This is a genomic window from Pseudoalteromonas sp. A601 (assembly GCF_002165575.1).
GTDB lineage: Bacteria > Pseudomonadota > Gammaproteobacteria > Enterobacterales > Alteromonadaceae > Pseudoalteromonas.
The window spans coordinates 152,906-172,813 of record NZ_MXQF01000010.1; the positions used below are offsets into that span (position 1 = coordinate 152,906).

Annotated in this window: 22 protein-coding genes; 9 read left to right on the forward strand and 13 right to left on the reverse strand. The window is 41.6% G+C overall.

Annotated elements, in window-relative coordinates:
- Positions 1 to 23: 23 nt before the first annotated feature.
- Together B5G52_RS10550 and B5G52_RS10555 are read right to left on the reverse strand one after the other, a co-directional pair.
- Complete coding sequence (locus B5G52_RS10550; RefSeq protein WP_087532602.1) at positions 24 to 1,256, reverse strand: NnrS family protein; 1,233 nt, start codon at positions 1,254 to 1,256, stop codon at positions 24 to 26.
- Positions 1,256 to 1,513, reverse strand: coding sequence for a hypothetical protein (locus B5G52_RS10555; protein WP_087532603.1), 258 nt, complete (start codon positions 1,511 to 1,513; stop codon positions 1,256 to 1,258). Before B5G52_RS10555 ends, B5G52_RS10550 begins: the two co-directional genes overlap by 1 nt.
- A 158-nt stretch (positions 1,514 to 1,671) precedes the next feature.
- On the opposite strand from B5G52_RS10555, the gene norR reads away from it, so the two are divergent.
- Complete coding sequence (gene norR / locus B5G52_RS10560; RefSeq protein ID WP_087532604.1) at positions 1,672 to 3,231, forward strand: nitric oxide reductase transcriptional regulator NorR; 1,560 nt, start codon at positions 1,672 to 1,674, stop codon at positions 3,229 to 3,231.
- Between the two features lie 3 nt (positions 3,232 to 3,234).
- On the opposite strand, the gene B5G52_RS10565 is transcribed toward norR, so the two are convergent.
- Together B5G52_RS10565 and B5G52_RS10570 are read right to left on the reverse strand one after the other, a co-directional pair.
- Positions 3,235 to 3,465, reverse strand: a complete 231-nt coding sequence (locus B5G52_RS10565; RefSeq protein ID WP_087532605.1) for a hypothetical protein — start codon at positions 3,463 to 3,465, stop codon at positions 3,235 to 3,237.
- The gene (locus B5G52_RS10570; RefSeq protein ID WP_087532606.1) at positions 3,465 to 4,361 is read right to left on the reverse strand and encodes a LysR family transcriptional regulator; all 897 of its coding nucleotides are present in this window, start codon (positions 4,359 to 4,361) and stop codon (positions 3,465 to 3,467) included. Before B5G52_RS10570 ends, B5G52_RS10565 begins: the two co-directional genes overlap by 1 nt.
- Positions 4,362 to 4,486: 125 nt before the next feature.
- Here B5G52_RS10570 and B5G52_RS10575 point away from each other — a divergent pair, with 125 nt between their 5' ends.
- Complete coding sequence (locus tag B5G52_RS10575) at positions 4,487 to 5,056, forward strand: NADPH-dependent FMN reductase (RefSeq protein WP_087532607.1); 570 nt, start codon at positions 4,487 to 4,489, stop codon at positions 5,054 to 5,056.
- Positions 5,057 to 5,079: 23 nt separating this feature from the next.
- Here the strand turns inward: B5G52_RS10575 and B5G52_RS10580 are convergent, their stop codons facing one another.
- Positions 5,080 to 5,523 (reverse strand): TerB family tellurite resistance protein, encoded by a 444-nt coding sequence (locus B5G52_RS10580; RefSeq protein ID WP_087532608.1) that lies wholly within the window; start codon positions 5,521 to 5,523, stop codon positions 5,080 to 5,082.
- Positions 5,524 to 5,618: 95 nt separating this feature from the next.
- Between B5G52_RS10580 and B5G52_RS10585 the strand changes: the two genes are divergently transcribed.
- Entirely contained in the window at positions 5,619 to 5,990 is a 372-nt protein-coding gene (locus B5G52_RS10585; protein ID WP_087532609.1) for a hypothetical protein, read from the forward strand.
- A gap of 9 nt (positions 5,991 to 5,999) precedes the next feature.
- On the opposite strand, the gene B5G52_RS10590 is transcribed toward B5G52_RS10585, so the two are convergent.
- A complete protein-coding gene (locus tag B5G52_RS10590) occupies positions 6,000 to 6,593 on the reverse strand; it encodes a hypothetical protein (RefSeq protein WP_087532610.1) in 594 nt (197 codons plus the stop codon).
- Between the two features lie 205 nt (positions 6,594 to 6,798).
- Between B5G52_RS10590 and B5G52_RS10595 the strand changes: the two genes are divergently transcribed.
- The gene (locus B5G52_RS10595; RefSeq protein WP_140394316.1) at positions 6,799 to 7,113 is read left to right on the forward strand and encodes a hypothetical protein; all 315 of its coding nucleotides are present in this window, start codon (positions 6,799 to 6,801) and stop codon (positions 7,111 to 7,113) included.
- A 54-nt stretch (positions 7,114 to 7,167) separates the two neighbouring features.
- Here the strand turns inward: B5G52_RS10595 and leuD are convergent, their stop codons facing one another.
- The 5 genes from leuD to fabR form a co-directional block, all read right to left on the reverse strand.
- Positions 7,168 to 7,767, reverse strand: coding sequence for a 3-isopropylmalate dehydratase small subunit (gene leuD, locus B5G52_RS10600; RefSeq protein WP_087532612.1), 600 nt, complete (start codon positions 7,765 to 7,767; stop codon positions 7,168 to 7,170).
- Complete coding sequence (gene leuC, locus B5G52_RS10605; protein ID WP_087532613.1) at positions 7,767 to 9,167, reverse strand: 3-isopropylmalate dehydratase large subunit; 1,401 nt, start codon at positions 9,165 to 9,167, stop codon at positions 7,767 to 7,769. The genes leuD and leuC overlap by 1 nt, the downstream gene beginning before the upstream one ends.
- A 61-nt stretch (positions 9,168 to 9,228) precedes the next feature.
- Positions 9,229 to 10,305 carry a 3-isopropylmalate dehydrogenase gene (leuB, locus tag B5G52_RS10610; protein ID WP_087532614.1) on the reverse strand — a complete coding sequence of 359 codons (1,077 nt, stop codon included), beginning with the start codon at positions 10,303 to 10,305 and terminating at the stop codon, positions 9,229 to 9,231.
- The gene (leuA, locus tag B5G52_RS10615; protein WP_087532615.1) at positions 10,302 to 11,855 is read right to left on the reverse strand and encodes a 2-isopropylmalate synthase; all 1,554 of its coding nucleotides are present in this window, start codon (positions 11,853 to 11,855) and stop codon (positions 10,302 to 10,304) included. The genes leuB and leuA overlap by 4 nt, the downstream gene beginning before the upstream one ends.
- A gap of 389 nt (positions 11,856 to 12,244) precedes the next feature.
- Positions 12,245 to 12,868, reverse strand: a complete 624-nt coding sequence (fabR, locus tag B5G52_RS10620) for an HTH-type transcriptional repressor FabR (RefSeq protein WP_087532616.1) — start codon at positions 12,866 to 12,868, stop codon at positions 12,245 to 12,247.
- 126 nt (positions 12,869 to 12,994) lie between these two features.
- Here fabR and B5G52_RS10625 point away from each other — a divergent pair, with 126 nt between their 5' ends.
- Positions 12,995 to 14,128: a fatty acid desaturase gene (locus tag B5G52_RS10625; RefSeq protein ID WP_087532617.1), complete on the forward strand. Its 1,134-nt coding sequence runs from the start codon at positions 12,995 to 12,997 to the stop codon at positions 14,126 to 14,128.
- A 13-nt stretch (positions 14,129 to 14,141) separates the two neighbouring features.
- Positions 14,142 to 15,569, forward strand: coding sequence for a Si-specific NAD(P)(+) transhydrogenase (gene sthA, locus B5G52_RS10630; protein ID WP_087532618.1), 1,428 nt, complete (start codon positions 14,142 to 14,144; stop codon positions 15,567 to 15,569).
- 100 nt (positions 15,570 to 15,669) lie between these two features.
- Here sthA and hemE read toward each other — a convergent pair whose 3' ends face one another.
- Positions 15,670 to 16,734, reverse strand: a complete 1,065-nt coding sequence (gene hemE, locus B5G52_RS10635) for a uroporphyrinogen decarboxylase (RefSeq protein ID WP_087532619.1) — start codon at positions 16,732 to 16,734, stop codon at positions 15,670 to 15,672.
- Between the two features lie 482 nt (positions 16,735 to 17,216).
- Between hemE and rsd the strand changes: the two genes are divergently transcribed.
- Entirely contained in the window at positions 17,217 to 17,687 is a 471-nt protein-coding gene (gene rsd / locus B5G52_RS10640) for a sigma D regulator (protein ID WP_087532620.1), read from the forward strand.
- 59 nt (positions 17,688 to 17,746) lie between these two features.
- On the opposite strand, the gene fkpA is transcribed toward rsd, so the two are convergent.
- A complete protein-coding gene (gene fkpA, locus B5G52_RS10645; protein WP_087532621.1) occupies positions 17,747 to 18,502 on the reverse strand; it encodes an FKBP-type peptidyl-prolyl cis-trans isomerase in 756 nt (251 codons plus the stop codon).
- A gap of 202 nt (positions 18,503 to 18,704) precedes the next feature.
- Between fkpA and B5G52_RS10650 the strand changes: the two genes are divergently transcribed.
- The gene (locus B5G52_RS10650; RefSeq protein ID WP_087532622.1) at positions 18,705 to 19,703 is read left to right on the forward strand and encodes a WD40 repeat domain-containing protein; all 999 of its coding nucleotides are present in this window, start codon (positions 18,705 to 18,707) and stop codon (positions 19,701 to 19,703) included.
- On the forward strand, positions 19,690 to 19,902 hold the full coding sequence (locus B5G52_RS10655; protein WP_087532623.1) for a SlyX family protein: 213 nt from the start codon (positions 19,690 to 19,692) through the stop codon (positions 19,900 to 19,902). The genes B5G52_RS10650 and B5G52_RS10655 overlap by 14 nt, the downstream gene beginning before the upstream one ends.
- The last annotated feature ends 6 nt before the right edge of the window (positions 19,903 to 19,908 follow it).

Below are 19,908 nucleotides of genomic sequence, written 5' to 3' on the forward strand. Positions count from 1 at the left end.
CTTTCCTATAACTAAAATAATAATTAACCACGCCGCCCATCAACACGACGCCGCGTTAAAATAGGAATGCAATGGAGTAGAAACAACACAAATGCCACCAACCACAATACAGCGCTAAGCTGCCACGCAATATGCGGCCCAATAACAAAGGGTAATAACGAACGAACAATCGCTGCAACAAGCACTAAAGCAAATGCCACAGCCATAAAATGTGGAATAGTTAAAGGACGTCCTGTATGACCATGAGATACACGCGTCATCATGGCTAAAATCATCATGCCAATGGTTCCGATAGTGATCATATGCAGCGCATCTTTAAACAAAATAACAGGGTTATAAAAACTCAATGCAAGTAATACTAAGCCAACGCCAAGTGCTAAATACGAAAAGTGCAACGACCAGAGCAATGGCACTTTGAGCGTTTTATTATTCCACCACAATACTGAACGCCATACATGTAATACAGCCACAACAGCCAATGCCCAACCAGGATTAACGCTTGATATAAACAGCTGACTGATAAAATAAAGCGCAACAGCAAACAACGAGCTATAAAGCAGCACTTTATCTAAACGTGGCGTACGCACTTGCTCAGCTAAACCTAAACCGCGGGCGGTAAAAAAGGGCAGCACTCGCCCCGCAACCACACCAACGAGTAGCGTCATTACCAACACAGCCGTATCAACGACAGCAAGTGCCAGCAGCATATTCTGCTCAATAACCAACCATAAATAGATGATATTTAACGCACACAAGGCGCTTAAAATCGGCAAAAATTGATAGTTATTTTTGTTATTTGCTTTAAGCAACATGTTAGCCAGCGCCGTAATTGCTGCTAACCACCAAAGTAATTGCAGTAATAACACCCCATACAAATTAAAGTTTTCAATGTCAGTACCTGTGATGAAGAACGCACCTCTGGCTGCCAGCCAAACTAAAGTAAGCAACATCAGCTTATTGCCGCTGATACTTGCTACGCCAGTCCAAGTTTGTGCTGCGGTTAATAAAAAGCCCACAGCAACGGCGCCTGCAAAGCCAAATAGCATTTCGTGAGCATGCCATAATGTTGCTGGCATGCTTAATTGCCAACTCGCGTTACCCGTTAAAATTAACAGCCAATAAGCCATGGATAAAACAGCGAGTAAACTCGCGCCTAAAAAGTAAGGCCGAAATGCTAACCCCCAAAGCGGCCACTGTCCTACTTGATAAAAACGGATCTGTTTAGGCATGGGTTCGGTTAAATTAATAGGTCGCATTATCGTACCTCTCTACCTAAGCTATTGAGTGCAATACAGCGAAGTACATAACTAATTTTTAAAATAGTGGCAGCGATGATGGTTGAAATATGAGCTGAAATTTGCAGCTTTATCGTTAACAACTCTGCAAGTGGATAACTTAATAGCACGGTGATAATTAAGCTAACTGTACTCAATACCAAGGCCCAATTAGCAGCACTTAGTAAACGAATATAGAAATCTGTTAAATCGTTATAAATCGATGTGTGGGCAGTCATACAATCACCATTATTTAAATATCTACACGATGTACTGCATGGAGCGAGCCAAGTTTAAAATAACCTTACTATCAACAGGTTACTATTTAACCCTTTGACAGGTGAGTCATAATGACCTATCGTAGTGAAAGGCAAAAACACATAAGAGTCAATTTGACATGATCACTACTGAAACACTTCTTAAGACAGCAATGCAGCTCGCTGTTATTGAACAACCTCACTGCCACTACCAACATATTATTGAGTGTGTAAAAAAAGCGCTGCCTAGTGATGCTATCGCTTTACTCATTCGCCAAGATGACGTCTTAAAACCAATGGCTATTCACGGCCTGATGCCTGACACTTTAGGTCGACGGTTTGTGATCAACGACCACCCTCGCCTACATGCGATTTGCAACGCAAGCCAGCCACTACAATTTGCTCAAGATTGTCCACTTCCAGACCCATACGATGGTTTGCTCAGTTGTAAGCAAGGAGATATTCCGGTACACGCCTGCTTAGGCATGCCTTTACTCGATAAAAACGATGATTTACTCGCAGTGATTACCCTAGATAGCCTCAATGCAAAAGCGTTTGATGAGTATGATTTACAACAGTTAGCCGTATTGAGTCAGCTCTGTGCTACCCAGTTAAAAACCACTTTGTTGTTACAGCAATATCAAAATCACGCGCAGCACAGTAATGCATTAGTACAAGAGCTAAACCGTGAGGCACTTACTCGTGATGGCGTTGAAATAATAGGGCAAAGCGCTGCGATGCAAAGCTTAAAAAATGATATAAAACTCGTGGCAGGCTCTGAGTTTAGTGTATTAATTCAAGGCGATACTGGAGTAGGCAAAGAGCTCGTCGCACGTAATATTCACCTGCATTCAAAACGTAGCCAACAACCCCTTATCCACTTAAATTGCGCATCATTACCGGAAAACCTAGCCGAAAGTGAGTTTTTTGGCCACGCGAAAGGGGCATTTACAGGCGCTGAAAGTGCCCGCCAAGGAAAATTCCAGCTAGCAGACGGAGGGACGCTGTTTTTAGACGAAATAGGTGAGCTGCCATTGGCAATGCAAAGTAAATTATTACGTGTATTACAAAGTGGTGAAATTCAAACCGTAGGCGAAGATAAGGTAAAATATGTTGATGTACGAGTAATTGCCGCAACAAATCGCAATTTAAAAGATGAAGTAACACAAGGACGTTTTAGGGCCGATTTATATCACCGCTTAAGTGTCTACCCATTGCATGTTCCACCTTTAAATCAGCGCGAAAACGATGTAATACTGTTAGCGGGATTTTTTATCGAAAAAACCGCCCGTAAATTGGCGATTGAACAACTCAAACTTAGTGTCGAGGCACAGCTCACACTAGCGCAATACAGCTGGCCAGGTAATGTACGTGAACTTGAACATGTTATTAGCCGTGCAGCTTTAAAGGCTAAGCAAAGCCAATGGCAACAAGCAATCATCACCATAGAGCCAGAACATTGTGAGCTAAACCTGACAACCAGTAAAACTGTTTCGCCATTAATACCGAGACCAAAACCGCATGAATCAGAGCTTTCGTTAAAGCAAGCAACTGACGCATTTACCCACCATCTAATTACTCAACAATTAGCGCATCATGAATTTAATTGGGCGGCAACTGCACGTACTTTAAATATTGATAGAGCCAATTTAGTGAGACTTGCTAAGCGACTCGGAATTACAATTAAAAAGACACTGTAATATTTAAAGTGCCGTTAAATCTTGTTGATCAGGCGCTAAGCACGGACTGGCTAAACACTGTTTAGCCAGTTCACTTGCCGCTGGTGGAAAATAAACAATCACTTCACAATGCAAACCATATTTTGCCACATAACGCACAAATAAAGGCGCATCGGCTGCTTTAGCTTGTTGTTTTATTTTATCAAGTTCGATACCTGACAGCATCGCATCACCTAAATTTTTGCAATGCCACATCAGCCTAATTTACGCTCTTTGAAATATGCTTTTAGTAACTGACTAAACGCTTGCACTTTCGCAGTACGATGCACTAAATGATGCGTTACAAGCCATAAATCGGTGGGCCAACTTAACTCACTGGCTAATACCGGCACTAAATCTGGATATTGTGCCGCAACATCATGCTGTAAGCCGCCAATACCCAACCCCTTCACAATTGCTCGTGTTGCTTCGGAGGTTTCTGATACTCTTAGTTTCACTTGCGCAGCTGGAATGTGCTGATCAACCCACGCAAAGTAAGGTACTTTGCCATTGTAACCTGCAACCCCCGAGACAAAATTATGTAATTCAAGCTGCTTTAATGATTTAGGCAATCCGTGTTTGGCTATGTAGCGTTTAGACGCATAAAAGCCTGATGATAAATGCGCTAAGTGCTGCGCAATATAATCCCCCTCATCTGGGCGAGGGCCTGCACGTACTGCAATATGCGCTTGTCCATGGTCCAGCCGCAAACGTTTTTGATCTAATATCACTTCTAATTGCACTTGCGGGTGTAAGCTTTGAAACTGCTCACACACATCACTTAATACATCAATAAAACCACTCACGGTGGTAAGCAATAAACTGCCGCGCAAGGTGCTGTCAGCCGCAATTATATCGTTATGTAGCCGCTCAAGTTCGCTATTAATAGATTGCGCTGTTGTAAATAACTTAGCGCCGATCTCTGTCACTTTATAACCGCGAGCATGACGATGAAATAAACGTGCATTCACGCTTTGCTCTAAGTTATTAATACGCCTAAGTACCGTACTATGATGTACGTTGAGCTTTTCCGCCGCAGCGGTGAGCGTGCCCAATCGCGCCACTTCATAAGCAACCTTTACATCTTGCCAGTCATCAAATTGTATTGCCATATAAGCTCCTTTGCACTTGTGTGCATTTATGCACATAAGTTTTGCGTTTATTTGGCTTTTCTGCAAGTAAATATTTGCTAAAGTAGCTAACAGACAGACAAACTAAATTAATTGAGGCGAACACCATGACTGCACCAAAAATTATTGCCTTAGCAGGCAGCTTACGTAAAGATAGCTTCAATCAAAAATTGATCAACGAAGCAGCCCGCTTTGCATTAGAAAGCGGCGCAGAAGTAGAGGTAATCAAACTCGCTGATTTAAATTTGCCATTGTTTGATGAAGACATTGAAGCACAAGGAACACCAGCAGGAGCACAACTTTTAAAAGACAAGCTTCGCGCGGCTGATGGTATTTTACTTGCCAGCCCAGAATACAATGGCTCAATCACTGCGGTACTTAAAAATGCGATTGACTGGGCTTCACGCACCGAGCAAGGCGCAGTACCTGCATTTCGTAACAAGGTGACAGCGTTATATGCCTCTTCACCAGGTGGTTTAGGTGGATTACGTGGTTTGAATCATGTACGCGATATTTTATCGGGTATTGGTAGCTTAGTGTTAGCTGATCAACTAGCGGTGCCTGCCATTCATACTGTACTTGATGAAACTGGCCGCATTAGCGACCCTGTTACCGCTGACAAAGTAGCAGGCTTGGCGCAACAACTTGTAAGCGTTGCCAGTAAACTAAATAAGTAATTAGCCACCACAACTACAACTAACTAAAGCTTTGTCGCGGCTAGTTTAGCGGCGATAAAGTCTTCATGAGTTACGTAAAGTAAGTTAGCAACACGGCGTATTACATATTCTTCTTGCGGGTCAAGCTCACCATCAGCATAAGCCAAGCGCCAAAGTAGTTCAATTATCTCAATACGCTGCTGTGCACTGCACTGATTATTGATTTGCTTAGAAAATTGAAAATAATCAATCGCATCATCTAAGCTTTTACCTGCGCTTTGCATCAGCTCGTCAACTTCTTCATCCGTTAACTGAAAATACTTTTTAAGTGTGAAGGTTAACGTTTTAAGCTCATCATCTTGCTGCTGGGTATCTGCACGCATAACCTCAATTAATAATGCCGCGACCGCTGTTTTCAGATCATGCTCTTGCATCTGATTTGGCTGATCATTAAAAGTTGAAAATAGCTGTTTTATTTGTTTGAACATCACATTTTCCCTTTTGGGGTGTTAGACTTAACTCATAGCTGAAGCACCACTGTAGTTAAATCGCGTGCGCAATACAATAATGGAGTACAAGGTTTATGACAGGAAAATGGAGCAAAAACCTCACAAGTATCTTTATTCTTATGATATTAGCGGGGTGTAATACTGCCTATGCAGAAAAAGGAGAAACCGAAAAGCTCTACGACTTTGACGAAAAAGTGCATTACTATCAAACTCAAATTGACGATAATAACTACCACTTAGAAATTCAATCTGACGACTATCAGCATTTTAAAAACCAAAGCGTGTTTTTACTTCGTCATGCTAACCGTCTATGTCGTGGCAATACCTTTATGTTAAAAGTGACTGACGGCGTACAAGAATATGACCGTTTCCCGACCAAACCTCGTAAATATCAGCCACCTTTAACTGTATTACTGCAATGTGAGACTGAGCCCACAAAAGACTAGTCTTTGCTTTTAATCTTTATAACCCCAAGGTGCAGCAGGTGGAGTAATTGGTTTAGTTAAATCAAAATCAACACGGAATTCACGGCCTTGGCGAATCAAGCGGTAAGTAAACTTTTCAGGGTAAATATACATTTGCCATGTATTACCCATTGATTGTGGAATACCTTGGTTAACAAACAATTCTTTTGAGTATTGATCAGCAGGAAAAGACTGCACGCTCTCAAAACCCGCATCAATCGTATGACCACCGTACATAGTAGATACATCATCAGAGCCATCTTTATGGCGATGATCATGCTTTAAACTCAAGCCACTGCCTGTTTTTGTAATTATCCACGTACGTGAGGCATCATCGCCAACGTGAAATGGCACTTGCAGTTCACTATCAGTGCATTTACGAACATGCATGATTAATTTTTTACCCGCAAACGAACTAGGACCAGCAGCATTATCAACTGTTACGGTTCCTTCGTAAGCTTTACCACAATGGGCGGCAATATTATCAAAAAAGCCATCATGGCTAGGGATAGACACTAACGGTGCTGGGCGTGCAAACACAGCAGTTGATGCCAAAAATAAGGTTGCAGCAGTTAATAACTTCATAGCATGTTCCTAATAGATAAAAAGCCCACCTTAGCTTGTTACTAAAGACAAAGGAAGTAATCGCGGTGAATGGCAGTTCAGCTATAAGTAGGTGAGATAAAAGTTAGCGAGTCTAAAAATAAAACAAAAGCGGCCATCACTGTTGAACTTAAATGAAAAACAACTTATGTTCGGTTAATAAAAGATAAACAAAAATAAGGAAGGAATGATGGGAAGTTACCCATTGCTGTCGTTCATTTTAATTTGTGCACTATTTATTATACAAAATCGAAAATATAACGCCTTACTTACACACTTAGCGCAGGCATACCCAACTCAGTGGGAGCAATTAACGCAAAATACACTAGGCGATACTTCACGCTCCACATTGACTGCTAATTTTAATGAATCACTCAAAAATGGCTTTTTCTCAACCCTAGATGACCCAAAAATTAGTCAATTTAAAAAGCTTAAAACTATTAATATGACTATTTGCTTTGCACTTACAGTACTAGGTTTGACGATTGCTTATATATATTAACCATAAAAAAACGCGGCCTGAGCCGCGTTTCATTATTTAATCACTTTTAAACCACTACTGCCAAGGACGCTCAGCGTTAAGCTTTGCTTCAAAGGCGTCGATTTGCGGATTTAGCGTTTCGGTTACGCCGATAAAATCTAAACCACTTAATAAACGCTCTTTTACGTCTTTACGAATATCAAAGCTAATTGGTGCAAACTTGTTACTGGTCAACGTTTGATTTTCAAGATCGATGTCGATATGAATATCGTCATGTTGTTCACTCAGTACAAATAAATTTTCCAATGTTTGCGCTGGTAATGCAATCGCAAGCATTTGGTTATTACCGCAGTTATTAAAGAAAATATCAGCAAAGCTTTCAGCCAAAATCACTTCAAAACCGTATTGTTTAAGTGCCCAAGGTGCATGCTCACGTGATGAGCCACAGCCAAAGTTATCGCGAGTTAGCAATATTTGCGCACCTTGGTAACAAGGGCGATTTAAAATAAACTCTGGGTTTGGCTCGCCGTTATCTAAATAACGCCAATCATAAAACAAGGCTGCATCAAAGCCGTCACGGCTGGTTGATGTTAAAAACTGCTTAGGAATAATTTGGTCTGTATCAACATTGTTTTTATCTAGTGGGGCCATTAAGCCGCTAAAATAAGTGCTCATTAAGCTTCTCCTCTAATATCAACAAAACGACCATGTATTGCTGCCGCTGCGGCCATTGCAGGGCTCACTAAGTGTGTACGTCCGCCGCGACCTTGGCGACCTTCAAAATTACGGTTTGAGGTAGATGCACAGCGCTTGCCTGCACCTAAACGGTCATCATTCATTGCTAAACACATTGAACAACCCGGCTCGCGCCATTCAAAGCCTGCGGCTTTAAAAATATCGGCCAAGCCTTCGTCTTCCGCTTGTTTTTTCACCAAGCCTGAGCCCGGTACAATTAACGCTTCAACGCCAGCAGCAACTTGCTTACCTTGCACAATATGAGCAGCAGCACGTAAATCTTCAATCCGACTGTTAGTACATGAGCCAATAAATACGGTATCAACGCTTGCTGATGACAGCTTTTCTCCCGCTTTTAAGTCCATGTATTTAAGTGCGCTACGAATTGCATCAGCTTTAATTAAATCAGGCTCTTTGTCTGGATCCGGAATAAATTCATCTACGCCAATAACTTGCTCAGGGCTAGTACCCCAAGTAATTTGCGGCTGAATGCTGCTCGCTTCTAGTTCTACTTCTAAATCAAACTGCGCACCTTTGTCAGTTTTTAACGTTTCCCAATAGGAAATAGCTGCATCAAAGTCCGCGCCTTTTGGTGCAAATGGGCGACCTTTTAAGTAATCATAAGTAGTTTTATCTGGAGCGATTAAACCGGCTTTCGCGCCCATTTCGATGCTCATGTTACACAGCGTCATACGTGCTTCCATTGATAACGCTTCAATACCTTCACCACAAAACTCTGCTACATAGCCTGTACCACCGGCAGTACCTAGCTTACCAATAACCGCCATTATTAAATCTTTGGCTGTCACTGTTGGGCGTAAAACGCCATTGATTTGAATTTTTAATGACTTGGCTTTTTTCTGTTGTAACGTTTGCGTCGCTAGTACGTGTTCAACCTCAGAAGTGCCAATACCGTGAGCAAGCGCACCAAATGCACCATGAGTTGAGGTATGACTATCGCCACACACTATGGTGGTGCCCGGTAAGGTAATCCCTTGCTCAGGCCCCATTACATGCACAATGCCTTGATTAATTGAGTTTAAATCGTAAAGCGTAATACCAAATTCTTTACAGTTTGCATCAAGCGCCATTAATTGGTTCTTTGATACTTCGCTGGCGGCATCAAGTGATCGGCTTTTAGTCGATACATTATGATCCATCGTTGCGATGGTTTTTTCTGGGCAACGTACTTTACGATTTTTTTCACGAAGGCCTGCAAACGCTTGCGGCGAGGTTACTTCGTGCACTAAATGACGGTCAATATAAAGTAAGTCAGTTTGCTCATTAATACTGGCAACTACGTGTGCTTGCCAGATTTTGTCGTATAAAGTTTGGGCCACTTGCTAATTCCCTAATGCTGTTTTGAGCCGAAACATAACGGTGCTTCGGCTATAAAAATATTTAGATGCGTGAAACGATTGCTGCTGCAACATCACTTGTAGTGTATCCACCATTTGGATAAATATCTGGTGTGCCTACACCCGCTTCCACGGCTTCTGCTACTGCTTTTTCAATACTGCGCGCCGCTTCGTCTTGACCTAGCGAATAACGCAACATCAGCGCCGCACTTAAAATTTGTGCGATTGGGTTAGCAATGCCTTTGCCTGCAATATCTGGGGCTGAGCCACCAGCAGGTTCATACATACCAAAACCCGATTGATTCAAACTCGCTGAAGGTAATAGCCCCATAGAACCTGTGATCATCGCGCATTCATCAGACAAAATATCACCAAACAAGTTATCACAAAGTAATACATCAAACTGACTTGGTTGCTTAACCAATTGCATTGCTGCGTTATCAACATAAATATAATCTAGGCTGACTTCAGGGTAGTCTTTGCTGACATCCGTTACCACTTCACGCCATAACACGCTTGATGCGAGTACGTTCGCTTTATCAACTGATGTAACATGATTACTGCGTAATTTTGCCGCTTCAAAAGCAAAACGAGCAATGCGTTCTATTTCTTTGCGCGAATAAGTTTGTGTATCAAATGCAGCTTCATCAGCACCTTCACCTGTACGGCCTTTATCTCCAAAGTAGATACCACCTGTTAGCTCACGCACACATAAAATATCAAAACCACGTTCACTAATATCTGCACGTAGTGGTGAAGCTGCACTTAATGCTGGCAATAGCTGGGCTGGGCGTAAATTACAAAACAACCCAAAGTGCTTACGCAGTGGGAGTAAAGAAGCACGTTCTGGTTGTTCATCAGCAGGTAAGTGCTCCCATTTAGGGCCACCTACTGAGCCAAATAAAATCGCATCGGCCTTTTCACACGCTGCAAGCGTTGTATCTGGTAATGCTTTGCCAAACTCATCAATTGCTGCACCGCCAATAGCGTGAGGATGACGAGTCATGGTAAAGCCAAACTTGTTACTTACTGCATCAAGCACGCTTTCTGCTGCTGCCATTACTTCAGGGCCGATACCGTCGCCTGCTAATACCGCAACGCTGTAATTTGTTTGACTCATCCTGCTTTCCTTTGTTGTTTTAAATCAGACACTTTTTGTGCACGATAAATTAAGTTATAAACACGGATCATGGCGCGTACTGACGCTTCAACCACATCCGCAGCTATGCCCGCTCCGTGATAAGGGCGACCATCGTATTTAGCTATAATATTGACTTGCCCCAATGAACTGGCACCTTCACCTGTGGCTTCTAAATTAAATTCAATCATTTCAACAGCCATACCCGTTAAGCGCTCAATCGCTAAGAATGACGCTTCAACTGGTCCGTTGCCGGTTGCGGCTTCTTGTTTCGATTCGCCACCGATAGTCATGCCAATAGTTGAACTTGCCACCGACTGTGAATTAGACGTTGAGTTAACAAACTCTAATTGATATTTTTCGTCTTTATCATTGATTTGATTAAAGTAGATCATCGCTTCAAGGTCGTAATCGTAAACCGTGCCTTTTTGGTCCGCTAACACTAAAAAGCTTGCGTATAAACTATCCATATCGTAATCAGATTTTTGATAACCTAACTCTTCTAAGCGATGTTCAATAACATGACGCCCCGAACGTGAGGTCATATTTAATTGGTTATTTGGCACGCCAACGCTTTCTGGCGACATGATTTCATAAGTATTTTGCGCTTTTAATACACCGTCTTGGTGAATACCAGAACTGTGAGCAAATGCGTTTTCACCAACAATGGCTTTATTCGGTTGCACTGGCATATTGCAAATTTTTGCCACTTGGCGAGAAGCGCGGTAAATTTCTTCGCTGCGAATATCGGTATGTACTTTTAAGTGGTCTTGGCGCATTTTCATGATCATCGCCACTTCTTCAAGCGAGCAGTTACCCGCACGTTCGCCAATACCATTGATAGTACATTCTATTTGGCGTGCGCCAGCTTGAACAGCCGCAACTGAGTTTGCAACTGCCAACCCTAAGTCGTTATGACAATGCACACTCAAACGGGCTTTATCTATATTTGGCACATTATTCATTAAATGATGGATCATCGCCGCGTATTCGTCTGGCGTTACAAAACCAACGGTATCGGGTAAGTTAATCGTAGATGCACCCGCATTGATAGCCTGCTCTACAATTTTACATAAATCCCAATGTGGCGTACGGCCCGCATCTTCACATGAAAACTCCACATCATCTGTATAATTACGCGCAAGTTTGATTGATTTAACCGCCATGGCTGTCGCGTCATCTAAGCTCATACGTAGTTTGTGTTCTAAGTGCAGCGGGCTGGTAGCGATAAAAGTATGAATACGGCTTTGTTGCGCCGTGCGTAATGCTTCACCGCAGGCTTCAATGTCTTTAGCAACAGAGCGTGCTAAACCACAAATAATAGGCCCTTTCACTTCAGTGGCAATGCGTTGTACTGAACGAAAATCGGCAGGGCTCGAAACCGGAAAGCCCACTTCCATCACATCCACATTTAGACGACTAATAGTATGCGCCAGTTGGATTTTATCATCTTCAGTTAGGCTTGCTTTAAGCGCCTGCTCACCGTCACGCAATGTGGTGTCGAAAATCCATACCTTGTCTTTATCTTGCATAATCTACCCTTAATTCTCAGCTGCCCTAGTTGCGAGATAAAAAAAACCCCGCATATTGCGGGGTTTTTTAATGTTTTCTAATGAAAATACACTAATCCCCGCTTACATACGTTAGCAGTAAGAGGTTTAGTTTTAATGTAATTAACTGTGTATTTTTCATCATCTTTACTAAATGTGTGTGTTCAGTGAGCCCTATTTTTAACACCTCACAGCCGAGCATGCAAGCATAATAATTCCTAACAAACTGAAAAAACATGCCACATAAAGAATAAAAAATCCAACATAATAAAAAAAACAAATTATTTATTATGTAAATATAAAATATAAACCGTATTAAACCAATGCAGCTAAAACCACTGCTTAGATTAACTCATCTTACTTTTTCTTATTTATTCACTTTCAGCTTTGGTTTCTCTTACATAATTACTTGCGCCACGAGTAATGTAACGTAGTTGCCAAATTACTCGCTCTACCAGTTCATCACGTTGCTGACCTTCTATATCAAGGGCTTCTGCGCCAGCATTAAACACCAGTGTTACCATAGCTTCGGCCTGAATATAGGCATGCGTCGCATCGCAAGGGGTTTCGCTTTCAAGGTAGTGGGCTAGTTCTAAAATAAAATGTTTAATTTCACGGGCAACTGCGGCTCTAAATGCTTTGGAAGTGCCTGAGCGTTCGCGTAGTAGTAACCTGAATTGGTTACTTGAGTTATCAATAAACTCCATAAAGGTCACAACAGAAGTGGTAATAATACTGCCGCCACTGGCAATACGGCGTCGTGCTTGGCGCATTAGTTGGCGCAGTGTTAGGCCAGCTTCATCCACCATAGTCAAGCCCAGCTCATTCATATCTTTGAAGTGTCGATAAAACGAGGTAGGCGCAATACCCGCTTCGCGAGCAACTTCACGTAAACTGAGGTTAGAAAAACTATGATCAGCACTTAGCTGATTAAATGCCGCCTCAATTAATGCTTGTCGTGTTTTTTGTTTCTGTTGCGCGCGAACACCCGACATGAACTACTCCTGATTTAATTTAAATCAATTTATGATGACTTTTATGTGAATTCGTCAGTCTAATACTTGACGGCGAGAGAATGAAATATTATTTTAGCTTACAAGTGTACGCTCAGATTTTAAAAGATGAAAAAACCACCTATTATTTGGACCAATGTCCTGTTCTTTAGCCTAACTTTTTTAGCTGCGGCTACTTTAGTCCCTTGGTATGGAATTACCTACGGATTTACCAGCGCGCACTGGATTGCATTTGTCGGCTGTATGTTTTACGCCGGTATGTCGATAACAGCTGGCTATCACCGTTTATGGGCTCATAAAACCTACGATGCCCACCCAGCTATAGAAGTATTTTTTGCTCTAGGTGGGGCCTTTGCATTACAAAACAGTGCATTGCATTGGAGTAGCGATCATCGTATTCATCATGGTCAAGTAGATGACCCAATCAAAGACCCATACGCTGCAACCAATGGTTTTTGGTATAGCCATATAGGTTGGATGCTTCGTGATTATCAAGGTGACAGCTATGGTGATTACAGCAACTGCCGTGACTTACAACGTAATAAAGTAGTGATGTGGCAACACCGTCACTACATGAAGCTAGTACTTGCTACTAATATTGGTATTCCATTAGCACTTGGTTTAATGGTCGGCGATGTGTTTGGTATGCTATTATTAGCAGGATTATTGCGTTTGGTGTTAAGTCAGCATTTTACCTTTTTTATCAATTCAGTGGCACACATTTGGGGTTCTCGCCCTTACACTGAAAAAAATACAGCAAGAGATAACGGCTTTTTAGCGCTGTTTACTTATGGTGAGGGTTATCATAACTTCCATCATATTTTTGCCAGCGATTACCGCAATGGCATTAGATGGTTTCATTATGACCCCACCAAATGGATGATCCGCTCTTTAGCTGCTGTTGGGTTAGCTAAAAAGCTTAAGCGCACGCCGGTAGAGCGTATTGAAAAAGCAAAAGCCGAAACTTTAATGAACAAAACGCAAGTTCGCTTAGCTAAATTGCCATTAGCGCAAGATAAGCTTACATTATTGCAGCAAGAATATGATTTATTGTTGAAAAAGCTACAACACTTTTGTGCCCTAAAAAAACAGGTACTTGAAGTTAAAAAGAATAACATGCTGCAACAATGCGAAAAATCAGCTTTAATTACACAATACCATGAGCTAGAAGCCGCTTGGGAAACACAAAAGCAAGCATGGCTAGCACTGAATGCGAGGTTATTAAAAGCCTCTTTTAGTTAATGTAGGAGTGGCTGTGGCCAAACAACAAGTAAAGAAAGAGCAACAATCGTTTCAATATGATGCGATTATTATAGGCACGGGTCCTGGCGGTGAAGGTACCGCCATGAACCTATCTAAAAGCAACAAAAAAGTAGCGGTGATCGAACGCCAAGAAGGTGTTGGAGGCGGTTGCGTACATTGGGGCACTATTCCATCAAAAGCGCTACGTCACTCTGTTAGCCGTTATATTGAGTATAAAGCCAACCCACTATTTAATGTGGGCGAGCGACCAAGCCGCTTAACCTTCCCTGATATTTTGCGTCATGCAAGTTCGGTTATTTCAAAGCAATCTAATTTACGTAGTAGCTTTTACGATAGAAATCGTATTCACTTGTTTCAAGGTGATGCGAGCTTTGTTGATAAAAATACCGTTGAAATCACTCGCCTTGATGGCTCAACTGAGCGTTTAACAGCAAAGACCATTGTTATTGCAACTGGTTCACGCCCTTACCGCCCGCCAGAAGTCGACTTTGATCACTCGCGTATTTACGACAGCGATACAATTTTAGGCCTTGAGCATGACCCACATCGCGTATTAATTTATGGCGCTGGTGTAATTGGCTGTGAGTATGCGTCTATTTTTAAAGGTTTAGGCGCGAAGGTTGATTTAGTGAACACCCGTGATCGCTTATTGGCGTTTATGGATGCTGAAATATCAGACGCATTAAGCTACCACTTTTGGAATAGCGGTATTGTTATTCGCCATAATGAAGAATTTGACCGTATCGAAACCCGTGATGACTGTGTAGTAATGCATTTAAAATCAGGCAAACGCGTTAAAGCTGATTGTATTTTATTTGCCAATGGCCGTACGGGTAACACCGATGGTTTAAACCTTGAAGCAGTAGGTTTAAACGCGGATGGCCGTGGGCAATTAAAAGTAAATGAAACCTACCAAACCGAGGTTGATAACATTTACGCGGTGGGTGATGTAATTGGTTACCCAAGCCTTGCCAGTGCCGCGTTTGATCAAGGCCGAATTGCAGCTGATGCCATCGCTTGTGGTAATTGCGATGAAAAGCTGATCATTGATATTCCGGCGGGTATTTATACCATTCCTGAAATGAGTTCAGTCGGTAAAACCGAGCAACAACTTACTGCGGCTAAAATACCGTACGAAGTAGGCCGTGCACAGTTTAAACACTTAGCACGTGCTCAAATTGCCGGCACTGAAGTAGGCAGTTTAAAAATATTATTTCATACTGAAACTAAAGAAGTACTTGGCGTACATTGCTTTGGTGAGCGTGCCTCTGAAATTGTTCACATTGGCCAAGCCATTATGGAACAAAAAAATGGTGGCAATAATATCGACTACTTTGTAAATACTACATTTAACTACCCAACCATGGCTGAGGCTTACCGTGTTGCGGCGTTAAATGGTTTAAACCGCTTATTTAAATAACCCATATTTAAAAGCGCCTTAAAAGACAACAAAAAGCCCGCTTAAAATTAGCGGGCTTTTTACTAGGCAAATAACGTATGGCTCGTTATTTTAACGGCTATTATTTATGATATTGCGCACTTAACTCATGTACTGCGTTAATGAATACACCTGCGTTTTCAGGATCTACATCTGGTGTAATACCGTGACCTAGGTTAAATACATGACCATTACCAGTACCAAAGTCTTCTAAAATAGTGCCGACTTCTTGGCGAATGCGATCATGCGTACCGTGTAGCATTGATGGGTCCATATTACCTTGTAACGCCACTTTATCGCCAACACGACGTTTAGCATCACTAATATTGATAGTCCAATCAAGCCCTACAGCGTCACAGCCTGTTGCCGCGATTGCTTCTATCCATTGACCGCCATTTTTAGTAAATAGTGTTACAGGCACTTTACGGCCGTCATATTCACGAATTAAACCATCAACAATCTTATGCATGTACTGCAATGAAAACTCGTTGTAATCACGCGGGCTTAATACACCACCCCATGAATCGAAAACCATAAGTGATTGAGCACCGGCCTTTACTTGCGCATTAAGGTAATCAATCACTGAATCAGCTAATTTATCAAGTAATAAGTGCAGTGTTTGTGGCTCTGCAAACGCCATTTTTTTGATTTTGCCAAATACTTTGCTGCTACCGCCTTCAACCATATAAGTGGCTAAAGTCCATGGTGAACCAGAAAAACCAATTAGTGGCACTTCACCTTTTAACTCACGGCGAATAGTACTTACGGCGTTCATTACATAGCCAAGCTCATCCGTTGGGTCAAGCTTTGGAATTTTTTTAACATCAGCTAATGATGAAATCGGACGTTCAAACTTAGGGCCTTCACCGGTCTCAAAGTACAAGCCTAAGCCCATCGCATCTGGAATCGTTAAAATATCGCTAAATAAAATAGCGGCATCTAGTGGATAACGGCGAAGCGGCTGTAAAGTTACTTCACAGGCTAGTTCAGCATTTCTGCATAGGCTCATAAAATCGCCCGCTTGTGCACGTGTAGCGCGGTATTCAGGTAAATAACGGCCAGCTTGGCGCATCATCCATACCGGAGTCACATCAACGGGTTGTTTCTGTAGTGCACGTAAATAACGGTCGTTTTTTAATTCGCTCATAGCGTAAAGGATCCTAAAGCTGATATATATTGCGCAGATTGTATCACCATATCGCCAAGTGCTCTATTGCAATGAAGCTAAAACATAGATTGATAGATGCAGATCAAGGGTTTTATTTAACGTTTAAAAGTCGAGTAACAAAAATAACATTTGAAATTTATCATTAATAAGTTTGCAACATGGTAAAAAGCTTGGTATAACTTGTCCTGCGTTAACAATAACAACAATAAAAATTATATAACAACAATAATAAAAATCTTCCCATAACAAAAAGAAAGCTTGTTTAAACAAGTCATGGAAAAGAAATTAAACCACCTTTATGGTGGTTTTTTCTTGTCTGAAATAATACTAATAATATATAAAAACTGCTTATATATCATTCAGTTCAAATTTTGTTACCGAAATAATAAAAAAATGTGTTGATCTTTGCTGCATATTTCATTGTTATATAAAGAAAACCAACCCAGCTTAGGAGAATAATCATGCTGACGCGTTTGGAAAAAGCTCAACAAAAATGGGGCGGTAGCCACACAATAATCGACAAATGGTTAACAGAGCGCCAAGAGCTATTAGTACTTTATTGTAAAATTGCAGGTTTTGCTCCTTATGATAAAAAAGATCATGCTTTGCCTGATCAACTACAAATTCAAAGCTTTTGCCAAATATTAATGGATTATTTATCAGCTGGGCACTTTGAGGTCTATGACGATATAGCAAAAGCATGTGAGCAAAAAGGCCAAAAAAGCCAACAGCTTGCCAACGACCTATACCCTCGTATTTCTGATACTACAGATATTGCTCTGGATTTTAATGATAAATACGCAGAGGTGGCTAAAGATGAGTTATTAAATGATTTTGATAATGACTTATCTAAATTAGGTGAAGCATTAGAGCTACGTTTTGAGCTTGAAGATGAACTCATTGACAACTTGTATTCTAATCACACTGATTAAGCTTTTTAAGTTGCATTAAAAAAGGGGCCAAATGGCCCCTTTTTGCTAACTTGAGTAAATTACTCAGCAGCTGCAGCTTGCTCTTCATCTTGAATTTCAAGTAGTTCTACTTCAAAAACAAGTGTAGAGTTAGCTGGAATTTTACCTAAGTCACGGTCGCCGTAAGCAAGATCAGCAGGGATTGTGAACTTGTACTTAGAGCCAACAGGCATAAGCTGTAGACCTTCAGTCCAACCAGGAATAACACGATTAAGTGGGAAAGTTGTTGGCTCATTACGTGAATAAGAGCTATCAAATTCAGTACCGTCTAATAAAGTACCTTGATAATGTACTTTAACTACGTCTGTCGCCACAGGTTTTTCACCATCACCTTGAGTGATCACTTCATATTGAAGACCTGACTCAGTCACTGTAACGCCCTCTTTTGCAGCATTATCAGCTAGGTATTTTTCACCATCAGCTTTACTTTTCTCAGCTTCTACTTTCGCGTGAGCTTCTTGCTTAGTACGTACAGATGTATCAAGTGCCGTTAACACTTCACGGATTTTTTCTTCATCAAGCTTAGACTCACCAGCAAGTGCATCTTCAAAACCGCGCATAAGTAGTGCTTGATCAAGCTCAACACCTAGCTCTTTTTTATCGGCTAAGTCTTTATTTAAGAAGTTACCAACTGATGCACCAATACCGTATGCTTGTTGTTGTGCTTCAGTTTCTAACTTAACTGGTGCTGCTTGTTCTTGTTTTGCTTCTTGATTACAAGCCGTAAGCGCTAAAACTGACGCTGCAATCAATGACAATTTAATCGTCTTTTTCATTTTAAATCTCCGACACACTTTGCAGATGTCATTTATTGTATTATTACTAGTTAAAGATTAACGGCCTACATGATAGGCTGCTTATCTAATTACTGAGTACGGCGATATGCCAATTTCAAATCATTAGATAAACGACCTCGACCTTTATCGCGTCCTAGTCTAACCTCTCAGTCAACAAGAGTTAAGGGGAAATACCTGTAATATGTCGATATTTCGTACTTTTTTGTATCTTCTGAGCTGCACTTTATTAATTGCTTGCTCAGAACAAAAAGAACACGCGACTGCCAGCTATGAGCATGCAGCTCGTGGCGCGTTTGCCTCTGCACTTTCTCACGATGGCCAGTATAGCCTGATCTCATCTATACACCATGGGGTCGCCCTATGGGATAATCAACAACAGGTACTAAAATATCAATGGTTTCAGCAACAAGACCAGGATAGTCTGGTACACACCGTGGCCATAGCCTTTGATAACAGCCATGCCGTTACCGCAGAAAAAACCACGTTTGCCGTATGGGATATCAATACTGGTGACAACGTTGGTTATTATAAAATAAAAACCGCCACCATTCGCGATATCGCTATTAGCAATCAAGGTCGCAGTGTTTTATATGGCCGTAGCGACAATGTTGTTGTTTACCTCAACTTAGAGACCGGCCGGCGCATTGAGTTCCTTGGTCACCAAGAAAAAATTAACGTGGTAGACCTCTCTCCCAATGGTCGCTTTGCACTAAGTGGCTCAAACGACTACGTTGCTTACTTTTGGGATACGCAAAGCGGCCAAGTCATTCACCGCTTTAACCACCCTAACCGTGTAACCCAAGTAGCCCTTGATCCACAAGGTCGCTACGCCTTTACCGCAGACAGTATGGCACAAGCACATGTATGGCAGCTGACAACAGGTGATCTTGTTAGCAAACTAAAGTATATTGCCCGTCAGAAAATTTTTACTGCGGTTCGATTTAACGAACAAGCAACTTTGTTGTTAACTGGATCACCTAACCGCTTAGTTGATTTATGGCAAATAGCCGATGGTGAAAATATTCAAAGCTGGCGAGTCACTCCGCGCGAAGGCAGTAAGCCTAAATCGGCGGTGGTGTTAGATGTCGCGTTTACTGATAACGATACTGCGTTGTTAACCGAAAGCTCCAGCGGAATCGCTGAGCGCTTTACTATACGAGAAGCTAATGAACACAATTGAACATCGCTTAATGGAACTTGAGGCAAAAGTGGCCTTTCAAGATGAAACGATTGATATATTAAATGATGAAATTAAAGCTCACCAGCAGCTGTTGGCTAAAATGAAGCGCCAAACAGAACTACTGGCTGAGAAAATAAAAGAGTCGCAACAGCCCTCTTTGATGTCGCAAATGCAAGAGCCACCGCCACCGCATTATTAAACAAGC